The following is a 17179-nucleotide window of genomic DNA, read 5'->3' on the forward strand; positions in this document are numbered from 1 at the left end:
TACGTACGAACTATTGTTTCTGTTCATCATCATCCGTTAACAGATCAATAAACGCCCGTTGTTCAGGAGAAAGTTTCCAGGATTCGGGTATCTTCGGCCCCTTCTCGGCGACGGTTTTGCTCTCGTGTTCATGTTCATGTTCATGTTCATGAGACGCTGGCGTCATAGTAGAGTGCTGCTTCGGTGCGGACATACTTACCCCCACACGTTCCAGGCCACGAGCGCGACAATAATCCAGAATACGGCAGAGCCAAGAAACACGGCGAACCAGGCTTTACGTTTCATCGCGGGATTCCGGCGTGCTGGCTGGTTTCCTGAAGGCATCGCTAACCTCATACTATCGAAATCACTTATCATTTAGGCACCAAACAATTGGTACAATTAATCATCAGATAGGAGGAATCCTAATAAAAAAGGTGAGAAAAAGCCAGTTAATTTTCGGACTCGATCTGATGAATAAATCAATTGTTTGATCAGTTATGAATATTTGAGAGTGATTTTTGGCAAGCTGACTAATTTGAAACTACTTTAGAGAACTTTTTCCATAAATAATATATGGTTAATATATGTGGTGAGAAATAATGAATAAATTCAAACTCTCCCGTCGGTATCGCTTTATGCTTATGGATACCGACGAGGTTATGGCCGTTATTATTTCTCAGGCAATTTAATATCTTTAAACATGGCTTCAATATCATCGTTGGAACGCAGTGCCACCGCCGTGTCCACCACATCACGCGTCAGATGCGGCGCGAAACGTTGAATGAAATCATACATGTAACTACGTAAGAAGGTGCTGCGACGAAAACCAATTTTGGTGGTGCTATGGCTGAAAATATCATGCGCATCCACACGTACCAGGTCAGGATCGGAAACAGGATCAACCGCCATACTGGCAATCACACCCACGCCGAGCCCCAGACGAACATAGGTTTTAATGACATCAGCATCGGTCGCGGTAAAGACAATACGCGGCTCCAGACCCGCACGGTTAAACGCGGTGTCCAGCTCCGAACGTCCGGTAAATCCAAAGGTGTAGGTGACAAGCGGATACTGCGCCAGTTCCTCAATAGAAACCGAGGATTTGCCCGCCAACGGATGATCCGGCGTGACGACAATCGAACGGTTCCAGTGATAGCAAGGTAGCATCACCAGGTCGTCATACAGGTGCAAGGCTTCCGTCGCGATAGCAAAATCCGCATTCCCTTTCGAGACGGCTTCGGCAATTTGCGTTGGCGATCCCTGGTGCATATGCAATGAAACACGAGGATAACGCTCAATAAAACCTTTAATCACGTTCGGTAATGCGTAACGTGCCTGAGTATGCGTGGTGGCGATATACAGCGAACCTTTGTCCGGCCAGGTATGTTCACCAGCAACAGACTTAATGGCGTCCACCTTAGACAGAACTTCGCGCGCAATACGGATGACTTCCTGCCCCGCTGGCGTAACCTGGGTCAGATGCTTACCGCTACGGGCGAAAATCTGGATGCCAAGTTCATCTTCCAGCATACGAACTTGCTTACTGATACCGGGCTGAGAGGTATAAAGCCCTTCCGCCGTTGAGGAGACATTAAGGTTGTGATTCACCACCTCAACAATGTAGCGAAGCTGCTGTAATTTCATGTTATGCCATCCCGATTCGGGCCATCAAATCATCGTTCCAGTGCAGGCTCGTGGGCACTGCTAATACGATTTAATAATAAAAAGACTGTTAACTATAACCACTATATCATTTATATGTACGCTGTATAGGTATGACAAAAAATAATATGCCAGAAACAAAAAGGGCCGCTTACGCGACCCTTTGAGGAGAAATTCAGCCGAAACGCGGTTATTTCTTCCCTTCTACCCATTTACCGTCAACGAAGAACGCGGACCAGCCAGTCGCCTTACCGTCTTTCTCAGCAGCAACGTATTGCTGCTTGGTTTTACGGCTGAAACGAACCATAGACTTGTTACCATCCGGGTCAGTTTGCGGCGCATCTGCCAGATAACGCAGTTTTTCCGGCAGGCGATCCCGGAAGCGATACAACTCTTCCACCAACGGCGCACGAGTCTCACGTGATTTCGGGAACGTATTGGCCGCCAGGAAGATACCTGCAGCACCATCACGTAACACGAAATACGCGTCAGATTTTTCACACGGCAGTTCCGGCAGCGGAACCGGATCTTCTTTCGGCGGAGCAACTTCACCGTTACGCAGGATCTTACGGGTGTTTTTACACTCGTCGTTGGTACACGCCATGTACTTGCCGAAACGTCCCATTTTCAGGTGCATTTCAGAACCACATTTTTCGCACTCTACGATAGGACCATCATAACCCTTGATACGGAATTCACCCTCTTCGATCTCGTAGCCATCGCAAGTTGGGTTATTACCACACACATGCAATTTACGCTTAGGATCGATGAGATAGCTGTCCATTGCCGTACCGCACTTCTGGCAGCGGCGTTTGGCGCGCAATGCGTTCGTTTCCGCGTCGTCGCCTTCCAGCACGTTCAATACTTCGTTTTCCGGCACCAGGTTAATGGTGGTTTTACAACGCTCTTTCGGGGAAAGTGCGTAGCCAGAGCAACCAAGGAAAACGCCGGTACTGGCGGTACGAATACCCATCTTGCGTCCGCAGGTCGGGCAATCAATGCTGGTCAGTACCATCTGGTTCGGACGCATACCGCCCTCTTCAGGATCTTTCTCGGCTTTATCTAACTGCTGAGTAAAATCAGTGAAGAAGTTGTCGAGTACGCCCTTCCATTCGGCTTCGTGATTCGCCACCTGGTCGAGGCTGTCTTCCATCTGCGCGGTAAAATCGTAGTTCATCAGCTCGCGGAAGTTTTCTTCCAGACGATCGGTGACGATTTCACCCATTTTTTCAGCGTAGAAGCGACGGTTTTCAACGCGAACATAACCGCGATCCTGAATCGTAGAGATGATCGACGCATAGGTGGATGGACGACCAATGCCACGCTTTTCAAGCTCTTTAACCAGCGAAGCTTCACTGAAGCGTGCTGGCGGCTTGGTGAAGTGCTGCGCAGGTGTCAGCTCGATAAGCGTCAAGGTATCGCCTTTGTCCACCGCCGGTAGGATGCGATCTTCATCGCCCTTACGCAGCGCGGGCATCACTTTGGTCCAACCATCGAAGCGCAGAATACGACCGCGCGCTTTCAGACGGAAATCACCCGCCCCCACGGTCAGGGTGGTAGAGTCATATTTCGCTGGCGTCATCTGACAAGCTACAAACTGGCGCCAGATCAGCTGATACAGTTTTTGCGCATCGGCCTCCATATCTTTCAGCGATTCCGCCAGTACGGCGACATCGGAAGGACGGATAGCTTCGTGTGCTTCCTGCGAGTTCTCTTTGCTGGCGTACTGGTTCGCGCTCTCCGGCAAATATTTTTTGCCAAAATTATCACTGATGTAATCGCGAACCATGGTGACAGCATCCTGGCTCAGGTTGGTTGAGTCAGTACGCATGTAAGTGATGTAACCCGCTTCATACAAGCGCTGCGCCATCATCATGGTTTTCTTCACACCAAAGCCCAGACGCGTGCTGGCGGCCTGCTGCAGCGTGGAAGTGATGAACGGCGCGCCCGGCTTGCTGCTGGTCGGTTTATCTTCACGTTCCAGGACGCTATAGCGCGCTTTTTCCAACAGGCTAACAGCGGCAAGCGTTTGTTCCCGATTTACAGGACGGAACGGTTTATCATTTTGATGCGTCACCTCAAGCGGCAACGCGTCGCCGCCCGGCGTGGTCGTGTTAGCATCAATTTCCCAGAACTCTTCTGGAACAAATGCTTTGATTTCGCGTTCACGCTCAACCACCAGACGCACAGCCACAGACTGTACGCGACCGGCAGACAGACCACGCGCAATTTTTTTCCACAGCAGTGGCGACACCATATAGCCCACAACACGGTCCATAAAGCGGCGCGCCTGTTGCGCATTAACACGATCGATGTTCAACTCGCCCGGTTTTTCAAACGCCTGGCGAATAGCATTTTTGGTAATTTCGTTAAACACCACGCGGCTGTAGCGGGTGTCGTCGCCACCGATGACTTCCCGCAGGTGCCATGCAATGGCTTCCCCTTCGCGGTCAAGGTCGGTTGCGAGATAGATGTGGTCGGCTTTTTCAGCCAGTTGCTTCAGTTCAGAAACAACTTTCTCTTTACCAGGCAGCACTTCATAGCGCGCATCCCAGTTGTGCCACGGGTCAACACCCATACGGTTGACGAGAGCGCCACGTTCATCCTTTTTGGGCTTTTTAGCCGTTTTGGTGGAGGTTGAGTCGGCGCTCTTTTTAGTTGCTGAGCCACTGGTCGGCAAATCACGGATATGACCGACGCTGGATTTCACCACGTAGTCATTACCCAGATACTTGTTGATCGTTTTGGCTTTTGCCGGGGACTCAACGATGACAAGAGCTTTACCCATATTCACCTTTACCTAATTTGATTCTTCCAGAATGCGTCGCACGTTGATTCACCTTCCACTGGCGACGAGACATCGATATGGTCTCTGCGTCGGCGGATATCAACCCCTTAAACTGATTTGCGCTTGTAATGTAACTCTCATGTAACTGAGTTAACAGGCTTTTTTGCTCACAAACGCTCTAGCACGACGAAGTATTGGTCGAATGTCAAGCAAATCTGTTGCCAGATTGACGAAAGCGTCACACTGTACCTGATAAAATGCGTTACGCAACTTTATTAGCATGCAAAAACAAATCTCGCCAGTTGTAACACTGTCGTAAAACCTTCATTTATGTCAGGGAATATTTGCCCATAAGGCGGGCTCAGCGTAGACTAATGTCCTTGTTTAAGGAGTAAATCATGCATAAAGACACTCAACCCATCGATCGCGAAACACTGCTGATTGAAGCCAACAAAATCATTCGTGAGCATGAGGACACGCTGGCTGGGATTGTCGCCACCGGCGTTACGCAGCGAAACGGCGTGCTGGTTTTCAGCGGAGATTACTTTTTAGACGAGCAAGGGCTACCAACGCCCAAAAGTACGGCTGTGTTTAATATGTTTAAACACCTGGCGCACGTACTTTCTGAAAAGTATCACTTGATCGATTAATACGAGAAATAATTTGCCGGATGGCAGCAACGCCTTATCCAGCCTACATTGATGCATATTTGTAGGCCGGATAGGATATGTGAGCAGCGCTATCCGGCAATGACAATTTTACATCAGTGGCTTCTGCCCCCGCTGCCACCAGCGCATCAGCAAACGATCGGCGCTCTCCGCCGCACTACCGGTAAAACGATCCATCAGCTTTTTACGCTGCAGATAGCGAACGTTCAACACTTCACGACCTTCCATCAGCCCGAGGATCACCTCATCGCTGGTATTGATCTCATCCACCAGCCCATTTGCCAGCGCCTGTTGACCAAACCAGTGTTCACCCGTGGCAACCTGCTCAATGTCCAGAGTCGGACGCATGCGATGCACAAAATCTTTAAATAGATGATGCGTTTCGTTCAGATCTTCGCGGAATTTCTGCCGTCCTTCTTCCGTATTTTCACCGAGTAAGGTCAGCGTACGCTTGTACTGTCCGGCGGTGTGCAGTTCGATATCAATATCTTTCCCTTTCAGGAAGCGGTTAAAGTTCGGGATCTGCGCCACCACGCCAATTGAGCCGACGATAGCAAACGGCGCCGAGACAATTTTATCCGCCACACAGGCCATCATATATCCGCCGCTCGCAGCGACTTTATCTACCGTAACGGTCAGCGGGATCTGCTTATCGCGCAGACGTTGCAATTGCGATGCAGCCAGGCCATAGCCATGTACCACACCACCCGGGCTTTCCAGACGAACCACCACCTGATCCTGAGGTTTAACAACCGCCAGCACCGCCGTCACCTCTTCGCGTAATGCGCTGACCTCATGGGCATCCATACTGCCTTTAAAATCAAGCACCCATACACGAGGTTTATCAGATGACGTGCTGTCACCCAGTTTCGCTTTTGCCTTGGCGGCCTTCGCCTCCAGCTTCTGTTTCTTTTTCTGCGCCTTATGCCAGAATTTTTGCTGATGCCCATCCAATAAGGCTAGCGACAAGTCTTCCTTCATCTCTTTATATTGATCGCTGAGGTTAATAACCCGCAATTCCCCACGCTGACGTTTGCGTTGTGTCGCGTTTACGATCAGCATCACCACCACTGCAATAGCCACCACGACAGTGACAATTTTTGCCAAAAACAGCCCATATTCAGACAACAATTCCACAAGACCCACCTTGGTTAAACAACGCGACTTCCGCTCAGTGTACAACAGGCGTGTCACCTCGTCTTGCTTCATACATCCAGTGCTGAATCAGTAAAAAGCATGACAAAGCGTTCATTTTGCGGTGTTATTGCCTTTGGCTGATTGAAAAAGAACAGGGTTTAAGGCATAAAGCCCAAAAGTTATTGCGAACGAGATGGCCAGGGCGTCGCCGAGGAGTAGCCGTGCATTACCAACCTAAACAAGACCTTTTACAGGGCCGCATTATTCTTGTCACCGGTGCCAGCGATGGTATCGGACGCGAAGCCGCGCAGACCTATGCACGCTATGGCGCGACCGTTATCCTGCTTGGGCGTAACGAAGAAAAACTGCGTCAGGTTGCCCGCACTATCGCCGATGAAAACGGAACACAACCACAGTGGTTTACACTGGATTTACTGACCTGTACCTCTGAAGAATGTCACCAGCTTGCGCAGCGCATTGCCGCACATTTCCCGCGTCTGGATGGCGTACTGCATAACGCCGGATTACTCGGCGATATTTGTCCAATGAGCGAGCAAAACCCGCAGGTCTGGCAGGATGTGATGCAGGTGAATGTGAATGCCACTTTTATGCTAACTCAGGCATTGCTGCCGTTGTTACTCAAATCCGATGCCGGATCGCTGGTCTTTACCTCTTCCAGCGTCGGTCGCCAGGGACGCGCCAATTGGGGGGCATATGCCACCTCAAAATTTGCTACCGAAGGGATGATGCAGGTGCTGGCTGATGAGTATCAAAACCGTCATCTGCGCGTAAACTGTATCAATCCTGGTGGAACACGTACTGGCATGCGAGCCAGCGCATTCCCCACGGAAGATCCACAAAAATTGAAAACCCCCGCCGATATTATGCCGCTCTACCTGTGGCTGATGGGCGATGACAGCCGCCGTAAAACCGGTATGACTTTTGACGCCCAGCCGGGCCGTAAACCAGGAATTGCCCAATGAGTGAAGAACGCTATCAGCAACGTCAACAGCGCGTAAAAGATCGGGTTGACGCACGCGTTGCCGCAGCGAAGGACGAGCGCGGGATCATCATCGTGTTCACCGGAAATGGTAAGGGTAAAACCACCGCCGCATTCGGTACCGCCACGCGCGCGGTGGGCCACGGTAAAAAAGTCGGCGTCGTACAATTTATTAAAGGTACGTGGCCAAACGGAGAACGTAACTTACTTGAACCCCACGGCGTAGAGTTTCAGGTTATGGCAACAGGATTTACCTGGGAAACGCAAAACCGTGAGTCCGACACCGCGGCCTGTATGGCCGTGTGGGAACACGGCAAGCGGATGCTGGCCGACGATGAACTGGATATGGTGGTGCTGGACGAGCTGACCTATATGGTGGCATACGACTATCTGCCGCTTGAAGAGGTCATCACTGCCCTAAATGCGCGCCCTGCCCATCAAACGGTGATTATCACCGGCCGTGGATGTCATCGCGATATTCTGGAGTTAGCGGATACGGTCAGCGAGCTGCGCCCGGTCAAGCATGCGTTTGAAGCGGGCGTGAAGGCCCAGATAGGGATCGATTACTGACACCAGGCCGGATAAGGCGCTTGCGCCGCATCCGGCTCCACGCTAACGTCTGATAGCGCTTTGCTTATCAGGCCTGGTCATGATTAACCGTTGTTGCTACGACCACCCGGACGACGGCTGCTACCGACCTGTGAGTGGCGCTTCACCGCACGACGGATCTGATTTGCCTTCATGCGACGACGATCTTTCTCGACGGCAACTTTAGAAGTCGTTTCCGGCTTCAGCTCCACCAGTTCACGCAGATAGTTGGTCTGCGCGAGGTCAAGCTCCGTCCAGCCACCACGCGGCAGACCTTTCGGCAGCGGGATATCACCGTAACGAACACGAATAAGACGGCTTACCTGTACACCTACAGCTTCCCACAGGCGACGGACTTCACGGTTACGCCCTTCGGTCAACGTAACGTTATACCACTGGTTAATCCCTTCACCACCGCTGAACTTGATCGTTTTAAATGCCGCCGGACCATCTTCCAGCTGCACGCCACGACTCAGGTCGCGCAGTTTTGCATCATCAACCTGACCAAACACACGTACCGCATATTCACGTTCAACTTCGCGGCTTGGGTGCATCAGACGGTTAGCCAGTTCACCATCGGTGGTAAACAGCAGTAAACCGCAGGTATTCACGTCCAGGCGCCCTACGGCAATCCAGCGCGCATCACGCAGTTTTGGTAAACGATCGAACACGGTCGGACGACCTTCCGGGTCGTTACGGGTACACAGTTCGCCTTCTGGCTTGTAATAGGCCAGAACGCGGCAGATTTGCTCCGCAGACTCTTTAACCGAAATCAGATGGCCGTCGATACGGATTTTCAGACCCGGAGTGACTTCAACGCGATCGCCGAGCGTGGCAATTTTGCCATCAACGCTCACGCGACCCGCGGCAATAATAGATTCGATTTCACGGCGAGAACCGTGGCCAGCGCGCGCCAGCACTTTTTGTAACTTTTCGCTCATAGAGCTTCCTTTAGATGTCGCCTTCACAGGCGTCGAACAGGAGAATCAACGGCGCCAGTCAGCGCCATTTTAAGGCCGCGTAGTATAGCGGTTCGCGCCCTTATAAGAAAGGTTTAACGTCACCGACGCCTTCACGCAACACCACCGGAGAATCGTCGGTTAAATCGATGACCGTGGTCGGCTGCTGGCCGAGATAGCCGCCGTGGATAATCAAATCCACCAGTTTTTCCAGGCGGTCTTTAATTTCTTCCGGATCTGACTCGGTAAATTCACTGCCAGGCAACATCAGCGATGTAGAGAGCATCGGTTCGCCCAGCGCTTCAAGCAGCGCCAGCGCTATCGGATTCGAAGGCACACGCAGGCCAATGGTCTTTCGTTTTTCCTGCAACAAACGGCGCGGAACTTCTTTCGTCCCTTTCAGGATGAAGGTGTAGTTGCCCGGCGTGTTGTTTTTAATTAAACGAAAGGCCACGTTGTCGACAAACGAATAGGTCGACAGTTCAGACAAGTCACGGCACATCAGCGTAAAGTTGTGCCCGTCCGGCAGGTGACGGATGCGGCAAATGCGCTCCATTGCGCCTTTATCTTCAATTTTGCAGCCCAACGCATAGCCGGAATCGGTTGGATAGACGATCACCCCACCTTTACGCACGATTTCAACGGCCTGATTGATCAGTCGCTGCTGCGGGTTTTCGGGATGAATATAAAAAAACTGGCTCATACTTTCCTCTCTGTGATCTCGGGCTGCTCCCAAAGTTGCCAGACGCCTTCTACGCCTGCGGGCAACCAAAGTTTACGCCCCAACTCAATCCATGGGCAGGGTAGATGAAAATCGGACCCTTGCGATGCCCACAGTTGATGCGAACGCGCAAGCGTCGCCAGATGGGTGCGTTCATTGGGAGACTGCTGGCACTGTGCTACTTCCATCGCGTCGCCGCGATGTTCAGCAAAATGCGCAACCAGTCTTTTCAGCCACTTAGCGCTAAGATCGTACCGCCCAGGATGAGCCAGAACAGCCTTACCGCCAGAATGATGAATGACATCAATAGCTTGTTCTATTGTACACCACTGTGGCGGAACGTAACCGGTTTTCCCACGGGCAAGATATTTTTTAAAGACATCCGCCATGGTTGTGGCTTTTCCGCATTCCATCAGGAAACGCGCAAAATGGCCCCGCGTAACCGCGCCGCCATCAGCCAGACGTAACGCCCCTTCCAACGCGCCGGGGATATGCGCTTTGTCGAGTCGTTCGGCAATCAGGCGCGCACGCTGCTGACGACGTTCCGTTTGTTGCGCCAGAAATTCGCACATCATTGGATGGTCGATATCGATGTTCAGACCCACTATATGGATCTCATGGTTTTCCCAAACCGTTGATATCTCGACGCCAGGGATCAAATTTAACGCTAAACCCGAACGTGAAATTTCTTCTCTTGCCGCCGCAATGCCCGCCGTGGTGTCATGATCGGTGATCGCCAGTGTACCGACTCGCATCTCTACCGCACGGTGTACTAAGGCTTCTGGCGTTAACCGCCCATCGGAGGCTGTAGTATGACTGTGCAGGTCATAAATCACTGCGTAATTCGTGTCGCTCAAGGCGGCTCCCGTTTCAATAAATGTCGTAACACGCTCATCATAGCGGTTTCGACAAATATACTGAAATCAGGTGTTGACTTTACTCCATCGAACTAGTTAACTAGTACGCAAGTTCACATGAAGAAGGTATCTGAGATGAAAGCAACATTTGTTCTGCACGGTTGGTGGCGCACTTCCTGATTTCGGGCAGTGTCTTACGTCTGCAATATGCAACCAGATACCCGGCCCGCCAAATGAGCGGGCTTTTTTTTGAACAAAATTAATGAGAATAACGATGCAAACTCAAAAACCGACACTCGAACTGCTTGCCTGCGATGCCGCCTACCGTGAGAATCCGACAGCGCTGTTTCATCAGGTGTGTGGCGCACGTCCGGCAACGCTGCTGCTGGAATCTGCAGATATCGACAGCAAAGACGATCTGAAGAGCCTGCTGCTGGTCGATAGCGCATTACGCATTACCGCTCTCGGTGACACCGTCACCATTCAGGTATTATCCGCAAACGGCGCATCGCTGCTGCCCCTACTGGATGCAGCCCTGCCCGCTGGCGTTGAGAATGAAAAACAGCCGAATGGTCGTCATCTGCGATTCCCCGCTGTCAGCCCGCTGCTGGATGAAGACGCCCGCTTATGTTCTCTTTCCGTATTTGACGCTTTCCGCTTACTGCAGGAGCTGGTGAATGTTCCTGTACAAGAACGTGAAGCGATGTTCTTCGGCGGTCTGTTTTCCTACGACCTGGTTGCCGGTTTTGAAGATTTACCTCAGCTTGAAGCGGGCAACCGTTGCCCTGACTACTGCTTCTATCTGGCAGAAACGCTGATGGTTATCGACCACCAGAAAAAAAGCACTCGTATTCAGGCCAGTGTTTTTACCCCCAATGATGCGGAAAAACAGCGTCTTAACGCTCGTCTGGCGCAGTTGAGCCAGCAGCTTACCGAGCCTGCGCCGCCATTGCCCGTCACTGAAGTCCCGCAGATGCGCTGCGAGTGCAATCAGAGCGATGAAGAGTTTGGCGCCGTAGTTCGTGGCATGCAAAAAGCGATTCGCGCGGGCGAAATTTTCCAGGTGGTGCCATCCCGCCGTTTCTCGCTGCCCTGCCCATCTCCGCTGGCGGCCTACTATGTGCTGAAGAAAAGTAACCCCAGCCCATACATGTTTTTCATGCAGGACAACGATTTCACGCTGTTTGGCGCCTCCCCGGAAAGCTCGCTGAAATACGATGCCACCAGCCGCCAGATTGAGATCTACCCGATTGCTGGCACTCGCCCGCGCGGTCGTCGTGCGGACGGTTCGCTTGACCGCGACCTCGACAGCCGTATCGAGCTGGAGATGCGAACCGACCATAAAGAGCTTTCTGAGCACCTGATGCTGGTTGACCTGGCGCGTAACGACCTGGCGCGTATCTGTACGCCGGGCAGTCGCTACGTTGCTGATCTCACCAAAGTCGATCGTTACTCCTTCGTTATGCACCTGGTTTCGCGCGTGGTTGGTGAACTGCGTAGCGATCTGGATGTGCTGCACGCTTACCGCGCCTGTATGAATATGGGCACGTTAAGCGGAGCGCCAAAAGTTCGCGCCATGCAGCTTATCGCCGAGGCAGAGGGTCGTCGCCGTGGCAGCTACGGCGGTGCGGTAGGTTACTTCACGGCGCATGGCGATCTGGATACCTGTATTGTCATTCGCTCCGCCCTCGTGGAAGACGGTATTGCCACCGTACAAGCCGGTGCCGGGATTGTTCTGGATTCTGTACCGCAGTCTGAAGCCGATGAAACCCGTAATAAAGCGCGCGCGGTTCTGCGTGCTATCGCCACCGCGCACCACGCACAGGAGACCTTCTAATGGCTGACATTCTGCTGCTCGATAATATCGACTCTTTTACCTATAACCTGGCGGATCAGCTGCGTACTAATGGTCACAACGTGGTGATTTACCGCAACCATATTCCGGCCCAGACGTTGATTGACCGCTTAGCAACGATGAAAAATCCGGTGCTGATGCTCTCTCCAGGCCCAGGTGCGCCAAGCGAAGCAGGTTGCATGCCGGAGCTATTAACCCGTTTGCGCGGCAAGCTGCCAATCATCGGTATTTGTCTGGGACACCAGGCCATTGTTGAAGCCTATGGTGGATATGTGGGTCAGGCCGGAGAGATCCTGCACGGCAAAGCGTCCAGCATTGAACACGACGGTCAGGCGATGTTTGCCGGTCTGGCGAATCCGCTGCCGGTGGCACGCTATCATTCACTGGTTGGCAGCAACGTTCCTGCTGGATTGACCATTAACGCCCACTTTAACGGCATGGTGATGGCGGTACGTCACGATACCGATCGCGTCTGCGGCTTCCAGTTCCATCCGGAATCCATTCTGACTACCCAGGGCGCACGTTTGCTGGAACAAACGCTGGCCTGGGCGCAACAGAAGCTTGAACAAACCAATACGCTGCAACCTATTCTGGAGAAACTGTATCAGGCCCAAACGCTGTCCCAGCAGGAAAGCCACCAGCTGTTCTCTGCCGTGGTACGCGGTGAACTGAAACCGGAACAACTGGCTGCGGCGCTGGTAAGCATGAAAATTCGTGGCGAACACCCGAATGAAATTGCCGGTGCGGCAACCGCGCTGCTGGAAAACGCAGCCCCGTTCCCGCGCCCTGATTATCTGTTTGCCGATATTGTCGGTACCGGCGGTGACGGCAGCAACAGTATCAATATTTCTACCGCCAGCGCCTTTGTTGCGGCGGCTTGCGGACTGAAAGTGGCCAAACACGGCAACCGCAGCGTCTCCAGCAAGTCTGGCTCTTCGGATCTGTTAGCGGCATTTGGCATCAATCTGGATATGAACGCCGATAAATCCCGTCAGGCGCTTGACGACCTCGGCGTGTGCTTTCTGTTTGCGCCGAAATATCACACCGGTTTTCGCCATGCCATGCCGGTACGCCAGCAGTTGAAAACCCGCACGCTGTTTAACGTGCTCGGCCCGTTGATTAACCCGGCGCATCCGCCGCTGGCGCTGATCGGCGTTTACAGCCCGGAACTGGTGCTACCCATTGCCGAGACGCTGCGCGTGCTGGGATATCAACGAGCAGCCGTGGTTCACAGTGGTGGCATGGACGAAGTTTCGCTGCATGCGCCGACCATTGTGGCAGAGCTGCACGATGGGGAAATCAAGAGTTATCAACTGACGGCAGAAGCCTTTGGTCTGACGCCTTACCACCAGGAACAGCTGGCTGGCGGCACGCCGGAAGAAAACCGTGACATTCTTAGTCGCTTGTTACAAGGTAAAGGTGAAGCCGCTCATGAGGCTGCTGTTGCCGCAAATGTCGCCATGTTAATGCGCCTGCACGGTGAAGAAGATTTAAAAGCCAATGCGCAAACCGTGATTAATGTACTGCGTAGCGGTGCGGCCTATGACCGCGTCACTGCACTGGCAGCAAGAGGGTAAATGATGCAAACCGTTTTAGCGAAAATTGTCGCAGACAAGGCGATTTGGGTAGAAGCCCGCAAACAGCAACAACCGCTGGCCAGCTTTCAAAATGATGTTCAGCCTGGCTCACGTGATTTCTACGATGCGCTGCAAGGTGCGCGCACCGCCTTTATTCTGGAGTGCAAAAAGGCATCTCCATCAAAAGGCGTGATCCGTGATGATTTCGACCCGGCACAAATTGCTGGCGTCTATAAACATTATGCTTCCGCGATCTCTGTACTGACCGATGAGAAGTATTTCCAGGGGAGCTTTGATTTCCTGCCCATCGTCAGCCGCATCGCACCGCAGCCGATTCTGTGCAAGGACTTTATTATCGATCCTTACCAGATTTACCTGGCACGTTTCTACCAGGCGGACGCCTGTTTATTGATGCTGTCGGTGCTCGATGATGAGCAATATCGTCAACTCGCCGCCGTCGCCCACAGTCTGAAAATGGGCGTACTGACCGAAGTCAGCAACGAAGAAGAGCTGGAGCGTGCTATCGCACTGGGCGCCAAAGTCGTTGGTATCAACAACCGTGATTTACGCGACCTGTCGATTGATCTGAATCGTACCCGTCAACTGGCGCCGCGACTGGGTCACGGTGTTACCGTCATCAGCGAGTCCGGGATCAACACCTATGGTCAGGTGCGCGAGCTCAGCCACTTCGCCAACGGTTTTCTGATTGGCTCCGCGCTGATGTCGCATGATGATCTGCACGCCGCCGTGCGTCGCGTACTGCTCGGCGAGAATAAAGTCTGCGGTTTAACCCGGGCTCAGGATGCAAATGCGGCATACGAAGCGGGTGCCATTTACGGCGGCGTGATTTTTGTCCCCACATCACCGCGCGCGGTCAACGTTGAACAAGCGCGAGAGGTCATGACCGGCGCGCCGCTGCAATACGTCGGGGTGTTTCGCAACTCAGATATTACCGACGTGAGCGCAACAGCGGCGGAACTGGGACTAACTGCCGTGCAACTGCACGGTAACGAAGACCAGTCCTACGTTGACGCCCTGCGCGAGGTACTGCCCGCACAGGTACAAATCTGGAAGGCGCTCAGCATCAGCGAGACTTTGCCAGCCCGTGATTATCAGCATGTCGATAAATACGTCTTCGACAACGGCCAGGGCGGCAGCGGTCAACGCTTTGACTGGTCACTTTTAGGCGGACAATCGCTGGATAACGTTTTACTGGCTGGCGGACTCGGCGCAGATAACTGCGTTGACGCGGCAAAAACCGGCTGTGCCGGTCTCGATTTCAATTCTGGCGTAGAGTCACAGCCGGGCATCAAAGATGCACGTCTTCTGGCTTCGGTCTTTCAGACGCTGCGCGCATATTAAGGAAAAGGACATGACAACATTACTCAATCCGTACTTTGGTGAATTTGGCGGTATGTATGTGCCACAGATTCTGATGCCTGCCCTGCGCCAGCTGGAAGAAGCTTTTGTCAGCGCACAAAAGGATCCTGAATTTCAGGCGCAGTTTACAGACCTGCTGAAAAACTATGCAGGTCGCCCAACCGCACTGACCAAGTGCCAGAACATTACTCAAGGCACCAACACAACGCTGTATCTCAAGCGTGAAGATTTACTGCACGGCGGCGCGCACAAAACCAACCAGGTGCTGGGTCAGGCGTTGCTGGCGAAGCGCATGGGTAAAACGGAAATTATCGCCGAAACTGGCGCGGGCCAGCACGGGGTTGCATCTGCTCTCGCCAGCGCATTGCTGGGTCTGAAATGCCGTATTTATATGGGTGCGAAAGATGTTGAACGTCAGTCGCCTAACGTTTTCCGTATGCGTTTGATGGGCGCTGAAGTTATCCCCGTTCACAGCGGTTCCGCAACGCTGAAAGATGCCTGTAACGAAGCGCTTCGCGACTGGTCTGGCAGCTACGATACCGCGCACTACATGCTCGGTACGGCGGCTGGTCCGCACCCCTTCCCGACCATTGTGCGTGAGTTCCAGCGCATGATCGGTGAAGAAACCAAGGCGCAGATTCTGGAAAAAGAAGGCCGTCTGCCGGACGCCGTTATCGCCTGCGTGGGCGGCGGTTCTAACGCCATCGGTATGTTCGCCGATTTTATTAATGAAACCAGCGTAGGTCTGATTGGCGTAGAGCCGGGCGGTCACGGAATTGAGTCTGGAGAGCACGGCGCACCGTTGAAGCATGGTCGTGTCGGGATTTACTTCGGCATGAAGTCCCCGATGATGCAGACCGAAGAAGGACAGATCGAAGAGTCTTACTCTATTTCTGCAGGGCTGGACTTCCCATCGGTTGGGCCACAGCACGCGTACCTGAACAGCATTGGCCGCGCAGATTATGTTTCAATCACCGATGATGAAGCACTGGAAGCCTTCAAAACGCTGTGTCTGCACGAGGGAATTATTCCGGCACTGGAGTCCTCCCATGCCCTGGCGCACGCGTTGAAAATGATGCGTGAAAATCCGGAAAAAGAGCAGTTACTGGTGGTTAATCTCTCCGGTCGCGGCGACAAAGACATTTTCACCGTACACGATATTCTGAAAGCGCGAGGGGAAATCTGATGGAACGTTACAAAAACCTGTTTGCACAGCTGAAGGACCGCAAAGAAGGCGCTTTTGTCCCCTTCGTAACCCTGGGCGATCCGTCTGTTGAGCAGTCACTGAAAATCATTGATACGCTGATTGAAGCCGGTGCCGACGCGCTTGAGCTCGGCATTCCTTTCTCCGATCCGCTGGCAGACGGTCCGACCATACAGGAAGCCACCCTGCGAGCGTTTGCCGCCGGCGTCACACCGTCGCAATGCTTTGAAATGCTGGCGCTGATTCGCCAGAAGCATCCGACGATTCCCATTGGGTTGCTGATGTATGCCAACCTGGTCTTCAGCAAGGGCATTGACGAGTTTTACGCCCAGTGCGAAAAAGTGGGTGTGGATTCTGTGTTGGTAGCCGATGTGCCTGTTGAGGAGTCTGCCCCGTTCAGAACTGCAGCGCTCCGCCACAACATCGCACCGATTTTCATCTGCCCGCCGAACGCTGATGAAGAACTGCTACGCCAGATTGCCTCTTATGGCCGTGGCTACACTTATCTGCTTTCACGTGCAGGTGTGACCGGTGCAGAAAATCGTGCGGCATTACCGCTGCATCATCTGGTTGAAAAGCTGAAACAATATGATGCTCCGCCTTCTTTACAGGGCTTTGGTATTTCTGCGCCTGAACAGGTCGCTGGTGCTATTGAAGCCGGTGCTGCCGGTGCAATTTCCGGCTCGGCAATTGTGAAGATCATTGAGAAAAATGTTGCGGCACCGGATCAGATGCTGACTGAACTGAAAGCGTTTGTCAGCGCAATGAAAGCCGCCACCCAGCAGTAAGTTAAATCAACCG

17 protein-coding genes and 1 other annotated feature are annotated in these 17179 nt (G+C 52.8%); of the genes, 9 read left to right on the forward strand and 8 right to left on the reverse strand.

Annotation, left to right across the window (positions count from 1 at the left end; genetic code table 11):
• Window positions 1-10: 10 nt before the first annotated feature.
• The 4 genes from OGY18_RS08940 to topA all read right to left on the reverse strand — a co-directional run bounded on the left by OGY18_RS08940 (window position 11) and on the right by topA (window position 4432).
• A complete protein-coding gene (locus OGY18_RS08940) occupies window positions 11-193 on the reverse strand; it encodes a YciX family protein (RefSeq protein ID WP_198579225.1) in 183 nt (60 codons plus the stop codon).
• Window positions 194-195: 2 nt separating this feature from the next.
• Window positions 196-336: a YmiA family putative membrane protein gene (locus tag OGY18_RS08945; protein WP_286552678.1), complete on the reverse strand. Its 141-nt coding sequence runs from the start codon at window positions 334-336 to the stop codon at window positions 196-198.
• A 315-nt stretch (window positions 337-651) separates the two neighbouring features.
• Window positions 652-1626, reverse strand: a complete 975-nt coding sequence (cysB, locus tag OGY18_RS08950; protein ID WP_003020610.1) for an HTH-type transcriptional regulator CysB — start codon at window positions 1624-1626, stop codon at window positions 652-654.
• 208 nt (window positions 1627-1834) lie between these two features.
• Window positions 1835-4432 carry a type I DNA topoisomerase gene (gene topA / locus OGY18_RS08955; protein WP_286552680.1) on the reverse strand — a complete coding sequence of 866 codons (2598 nt, stop codon included), beginning with the start codon at window positions 4430-4432 and terminating at the stop codon, window positions 1835-1837.
• 398 nt (window positions 4433-4830) lie between these two features.
• On the opposite strand from topA, the gene OGY18_RS08960 reads away from it, so the two are divergent.
• The gene (locus tag OGY18_RS08960; RefSeq protein WP_003020616.1) at window positions 4831-5082 is read left to right on the forward strand and encodes a YciN family protein; all 252 of its coding nucleotides are present in this window, start codon (window positions 4831-4833) and stop codon (window positions 5080-5082) included.
• A gap of 108 nt (window positions 5083-5190) precedes the next feature.
• Here OGY18_RS08960 and sohB read toward each other — a convergent pair whose 3' ends face one another.
• Window positions 5191-6237 carry a protease SohB gene (sohB, locus tag OGY18_RS08965; RefSeq protein ID WP_032934465.1) on the reverse strand — a complete coding sequence of 349 codons (1047 nt, stop codon included), beginning with the start codon at window positions 6235-6237 and terminating at the stop codon, window positions 5191-5193.
• A gap of 221 nt (window positions 6238-6458) precedes the next feature.
• Here sohB and OGY18_RS08970 point away from each other — a divergent pair, with 221 nt between their 5' ends.
• Together OGY18_RS08970 and cobO are read left to right on the forward strand one after the other, a co-directional pair.
• The gene (locus tag OGY18_RS08970; RefSeq protein WP_008784935.1) at window positions 6459-7220 is read left to right on the forward strand and encodes a YciK family oxidoreductase; all 762 of its coding nucleotides are present in this window, start codon (window positions 6459-6461) and stop codon (window positions 7218-7220) included.
• Window positions 7217-7807, forward strand: a complete 591-nt coding sequence (cobO, locus tag OGY18_RS08975) for a cob(I)yrinic acid a,c-diamide adenosyltransferase (protein ID WP_286552684.1) — start codon at window positions 7217-7219, stop codon at window positions 7805-7807. The genes OGY18_RS08970 and cobO overlap by 4 nt, the downstream gene beginning before the upstream one ends.
• 83 nt (window positions 7808-7890) lie before the next feature.
• Here cobO and rluB read toward each other — a convergent pair whose 3' ends face one another.
• The 3 genes from rluB to rnm form a co-directional block, all read right to left on the reverse strand.
• Window positions 7891-8766, reverse strand: a complete 876-nt coding sequence (gene rluB / locus OGY18_RS08980; RefSeq protein WP_003020625.1) for a 23S rRNA pseudouridine(2605) synthase RluB — start codon at window positions 8764-8766, stop codon at window positions 7891-7893.
• A 100-nt stretch (window positions 8767-8866) separates the two neighbouring features.
• Window positions 8867-9487 (reverse strand): L-threonylcarbamoyladenylate synthase, encoded by a 621-nt coding sequence (locus OGY18_RS08985; protein WP_003833336.1) that lies wholly within the window; start codon window positions 9485-9487, stop codon window positions 8867-8869.
• On the reverse strand, window positions 9484-10362 hold the full coding sequence (gene rnm / locus OGY18_RS08990) for an RNase RNM (RefSeq protein ID WP_286552686.1): 879 nt from the start codon (window positions 10360-10362) through the stop codon (window positions 9484-9486). Before rnm ends, OGY18_RS08985 begins: the two co-directional genes overlap by 4 nt.
• A 135-nt stretch (window positions 10363-10497) precedes the next feature.
• Between rnm and trpL the strand changes: the two genes are divergently transcribed.
• The 6 genes from trpL to trpA all read left to right on the forward strand — a co-directional run bounded on the left by trpL (window position 10498) and on the right by trpA (window position 17166).
• Window positions 10498-10542, forward strand: a complete 45-nt coding sequence (gene trpL / locus OGY18_RS08995) for a trp operon leader peptide (RefSeq protein ID WP_012905981.1) — start codon at window positions 10498-10500, stop codon at window positions 10540-10542.
• Window positions 10519-10613: a sequence feature (Trp leader region), on the forward strand. Its footprint overlaps the gene before it by 24 nt.
• Before the next feature lie 23 nt (window positions 10614-10636).
• Window positions 10637-12199 carry an anthranilate synthase component 1 gene (locus tag OGY18_RS09000; protein ID WP_286552688.1) on the forward strand — a complete coding sequence of 521 codons (1563 nt, stop codon included), beginning with the start codon at window positions 10637-10639 and terminating at the stop codon, window positions 12197-12199.
• Window positions 12199-13794, forward strand: coding sequence for a bifunctional anthranilate synthase glutamate amidotransferase component TrpG/anthranilate phosphoribosyltransferase TrpD (gene trpD, locus OGY18_RS09005; RefSeq protein ID WP_286552690.1), 1596 nt, complete (start codon window positions 12199-12201; stop codon window positions 13792-13794). The genes OGY18_RS09000 and trpD overlap by 1 nt, the downstream gene beginning before the upstream one ends.
• A gap of 3 nt (window positions 13795-13797) precedes the next feature.
• Window positions 13798-15156 carry a bifunctional indole-3-glycerol-phosphate synthase TrpC/phosphoribosylanthranilate isomerase TrpF gene (gene trpCF / locus OGY18_RS09010; protein ID WP_286552710.1) on the forward strand — a complete coding sequence of 453 codons (1359 nt, stop codon included), beginning with the start codon at window positions 13798-13800 and terminating at the stop codon, window positions 15154-15156.
• A 10-nt stretch (window positions 15157-15166) separates the two neighbouring features.
• Entirely contained in the window at window positions 15167-16360 is a 1194-nt protein-coding gene (gene trpB / locus OGY18_RS09015; RefSeq protein WP_003020645.1) for a tryptophan synthase subunit beta, read from the forward strand.
• Window positions 16360-17166 carry a tryptophan synthase subunit alpha gene (gene trpA / locus OGY18_RS09020; protein WP_148361908.1) on the forward strand — a complete coding sequence of 269 codons (807 nt, stop codon included), beginning with the start codon at window positions 16360-16362 and terminating at the stop codon, window positions 17164-17166. Before trpB ends, trpA begins: the two co-directional genes overlap by 1 nt.
• The last annotated feature ends 13 nt before the right edge of the window (window positions 17167-17179 follow it).

It is taken from the genome of Citrobacter sp. Cpo142 (genome assembly GCF_030332425.1).
GTDB lineage: Bacteria > Pseudomonadota > Gammaproteobacteria > Enterobacterales > Enterobacteriaceae > Citrobacter > Citrobacter portucalensis.

What these genes read in the sequence shown, in the direction of transcription:
- OGY18_RS08940 (WP_198579225.1), bottom strand. Translation starts at nt 193, where the DNA reads ATGTCCGCACCGAAGCAGCACTCTACTATGACGCCAGCGTCTCATGAA.
- OGY18_RS08945 (WP_286552678.1), bottom strand. Translation starts at nt 336, where the DNA reads ATGAGGTTAGCGATGCCTTCAGGAAACCAGCCAGCACGCCGGAATCCC.
- cysB (WP_003020610.1), bottom strand. Translation starts at nt 1,626, where the DNA reads ATGAAATTACAGCAGCTTCGCTACATTGTTGAGGTGGTGAATCACAAC.
- topA (WP_286552680.1), bottom strand. Translation starts at nt 4,432, where the DNA reads ATGGGTAAAGCTCTTGTCATCGTTGAGTCCCCGGCAAAAGCCAAAACG.
- OGY18_RS08960 (WP_003020616.1), top strand. Translation starts at nt 4,831, where the DNA reads ATGCATAAAGACACTCAACCCATCGATCGCGAAACACTGCTGATTGAA.
- cobO (WP_286552684.1), top strand. Translation starts at nt 7,217, where the DNA reads ATGAGTGAAGAACGCTATCAGCAACGTCAACAGCGCGTAAAAGATCGG.
- rluB (WP_003020625.1), bottom strand. Translation starts at nt 8,766, where the DNA reads ATGAGCGAAAAGTTACAAAAAGTGCTGGCGCGCGCTGGCCACGGTTCT.
- OGY18_RS08985 (WP_003833336.1), bottom strand. Translation starts at nt 9,487, where the DNA reads ATGAGCCAGTTTTTTTATATTCATCCCGAAAACCCGCAGCAGCGACTG.
- OGY18_RS09000 (WP_286552688.1), top strand. Translation starts at nt 10,637, where the DNA reads ATGCAAACTCAAAAACCGACACTCGAACTGCTTGCCTGCGATGCCGCC.
- trpD (WP_286552690.1), top strand. Translation starts at nt 12,199, where the DNA reads ATGGCTGACATTCTGCTGCTCGATAATATCGACTCTTTTACCTATAAC.
- trpCF (WP_286552710.1), top strand. Translation starts at nt 13,798, where the DNA reads ATGCAAACCGTTTTAGCGAAAATTGTCGCAGACAAGGCGATTTGGGTA.
- trpB (WP_003020645.1), top strand. Translation starts at nt 15,167, where the DNA reads ATGACAACATTACTCAATCCGTACTTTGGTGAATTTGGCGGTATGTAT.
- trpA (WP_148361908.1), top strand. Translation starts at nt 16,360, where the DNA reads ATGGAACGTTACAAAAACCTGTTTGCACAGCTGAAGGACCGCAAAGAA.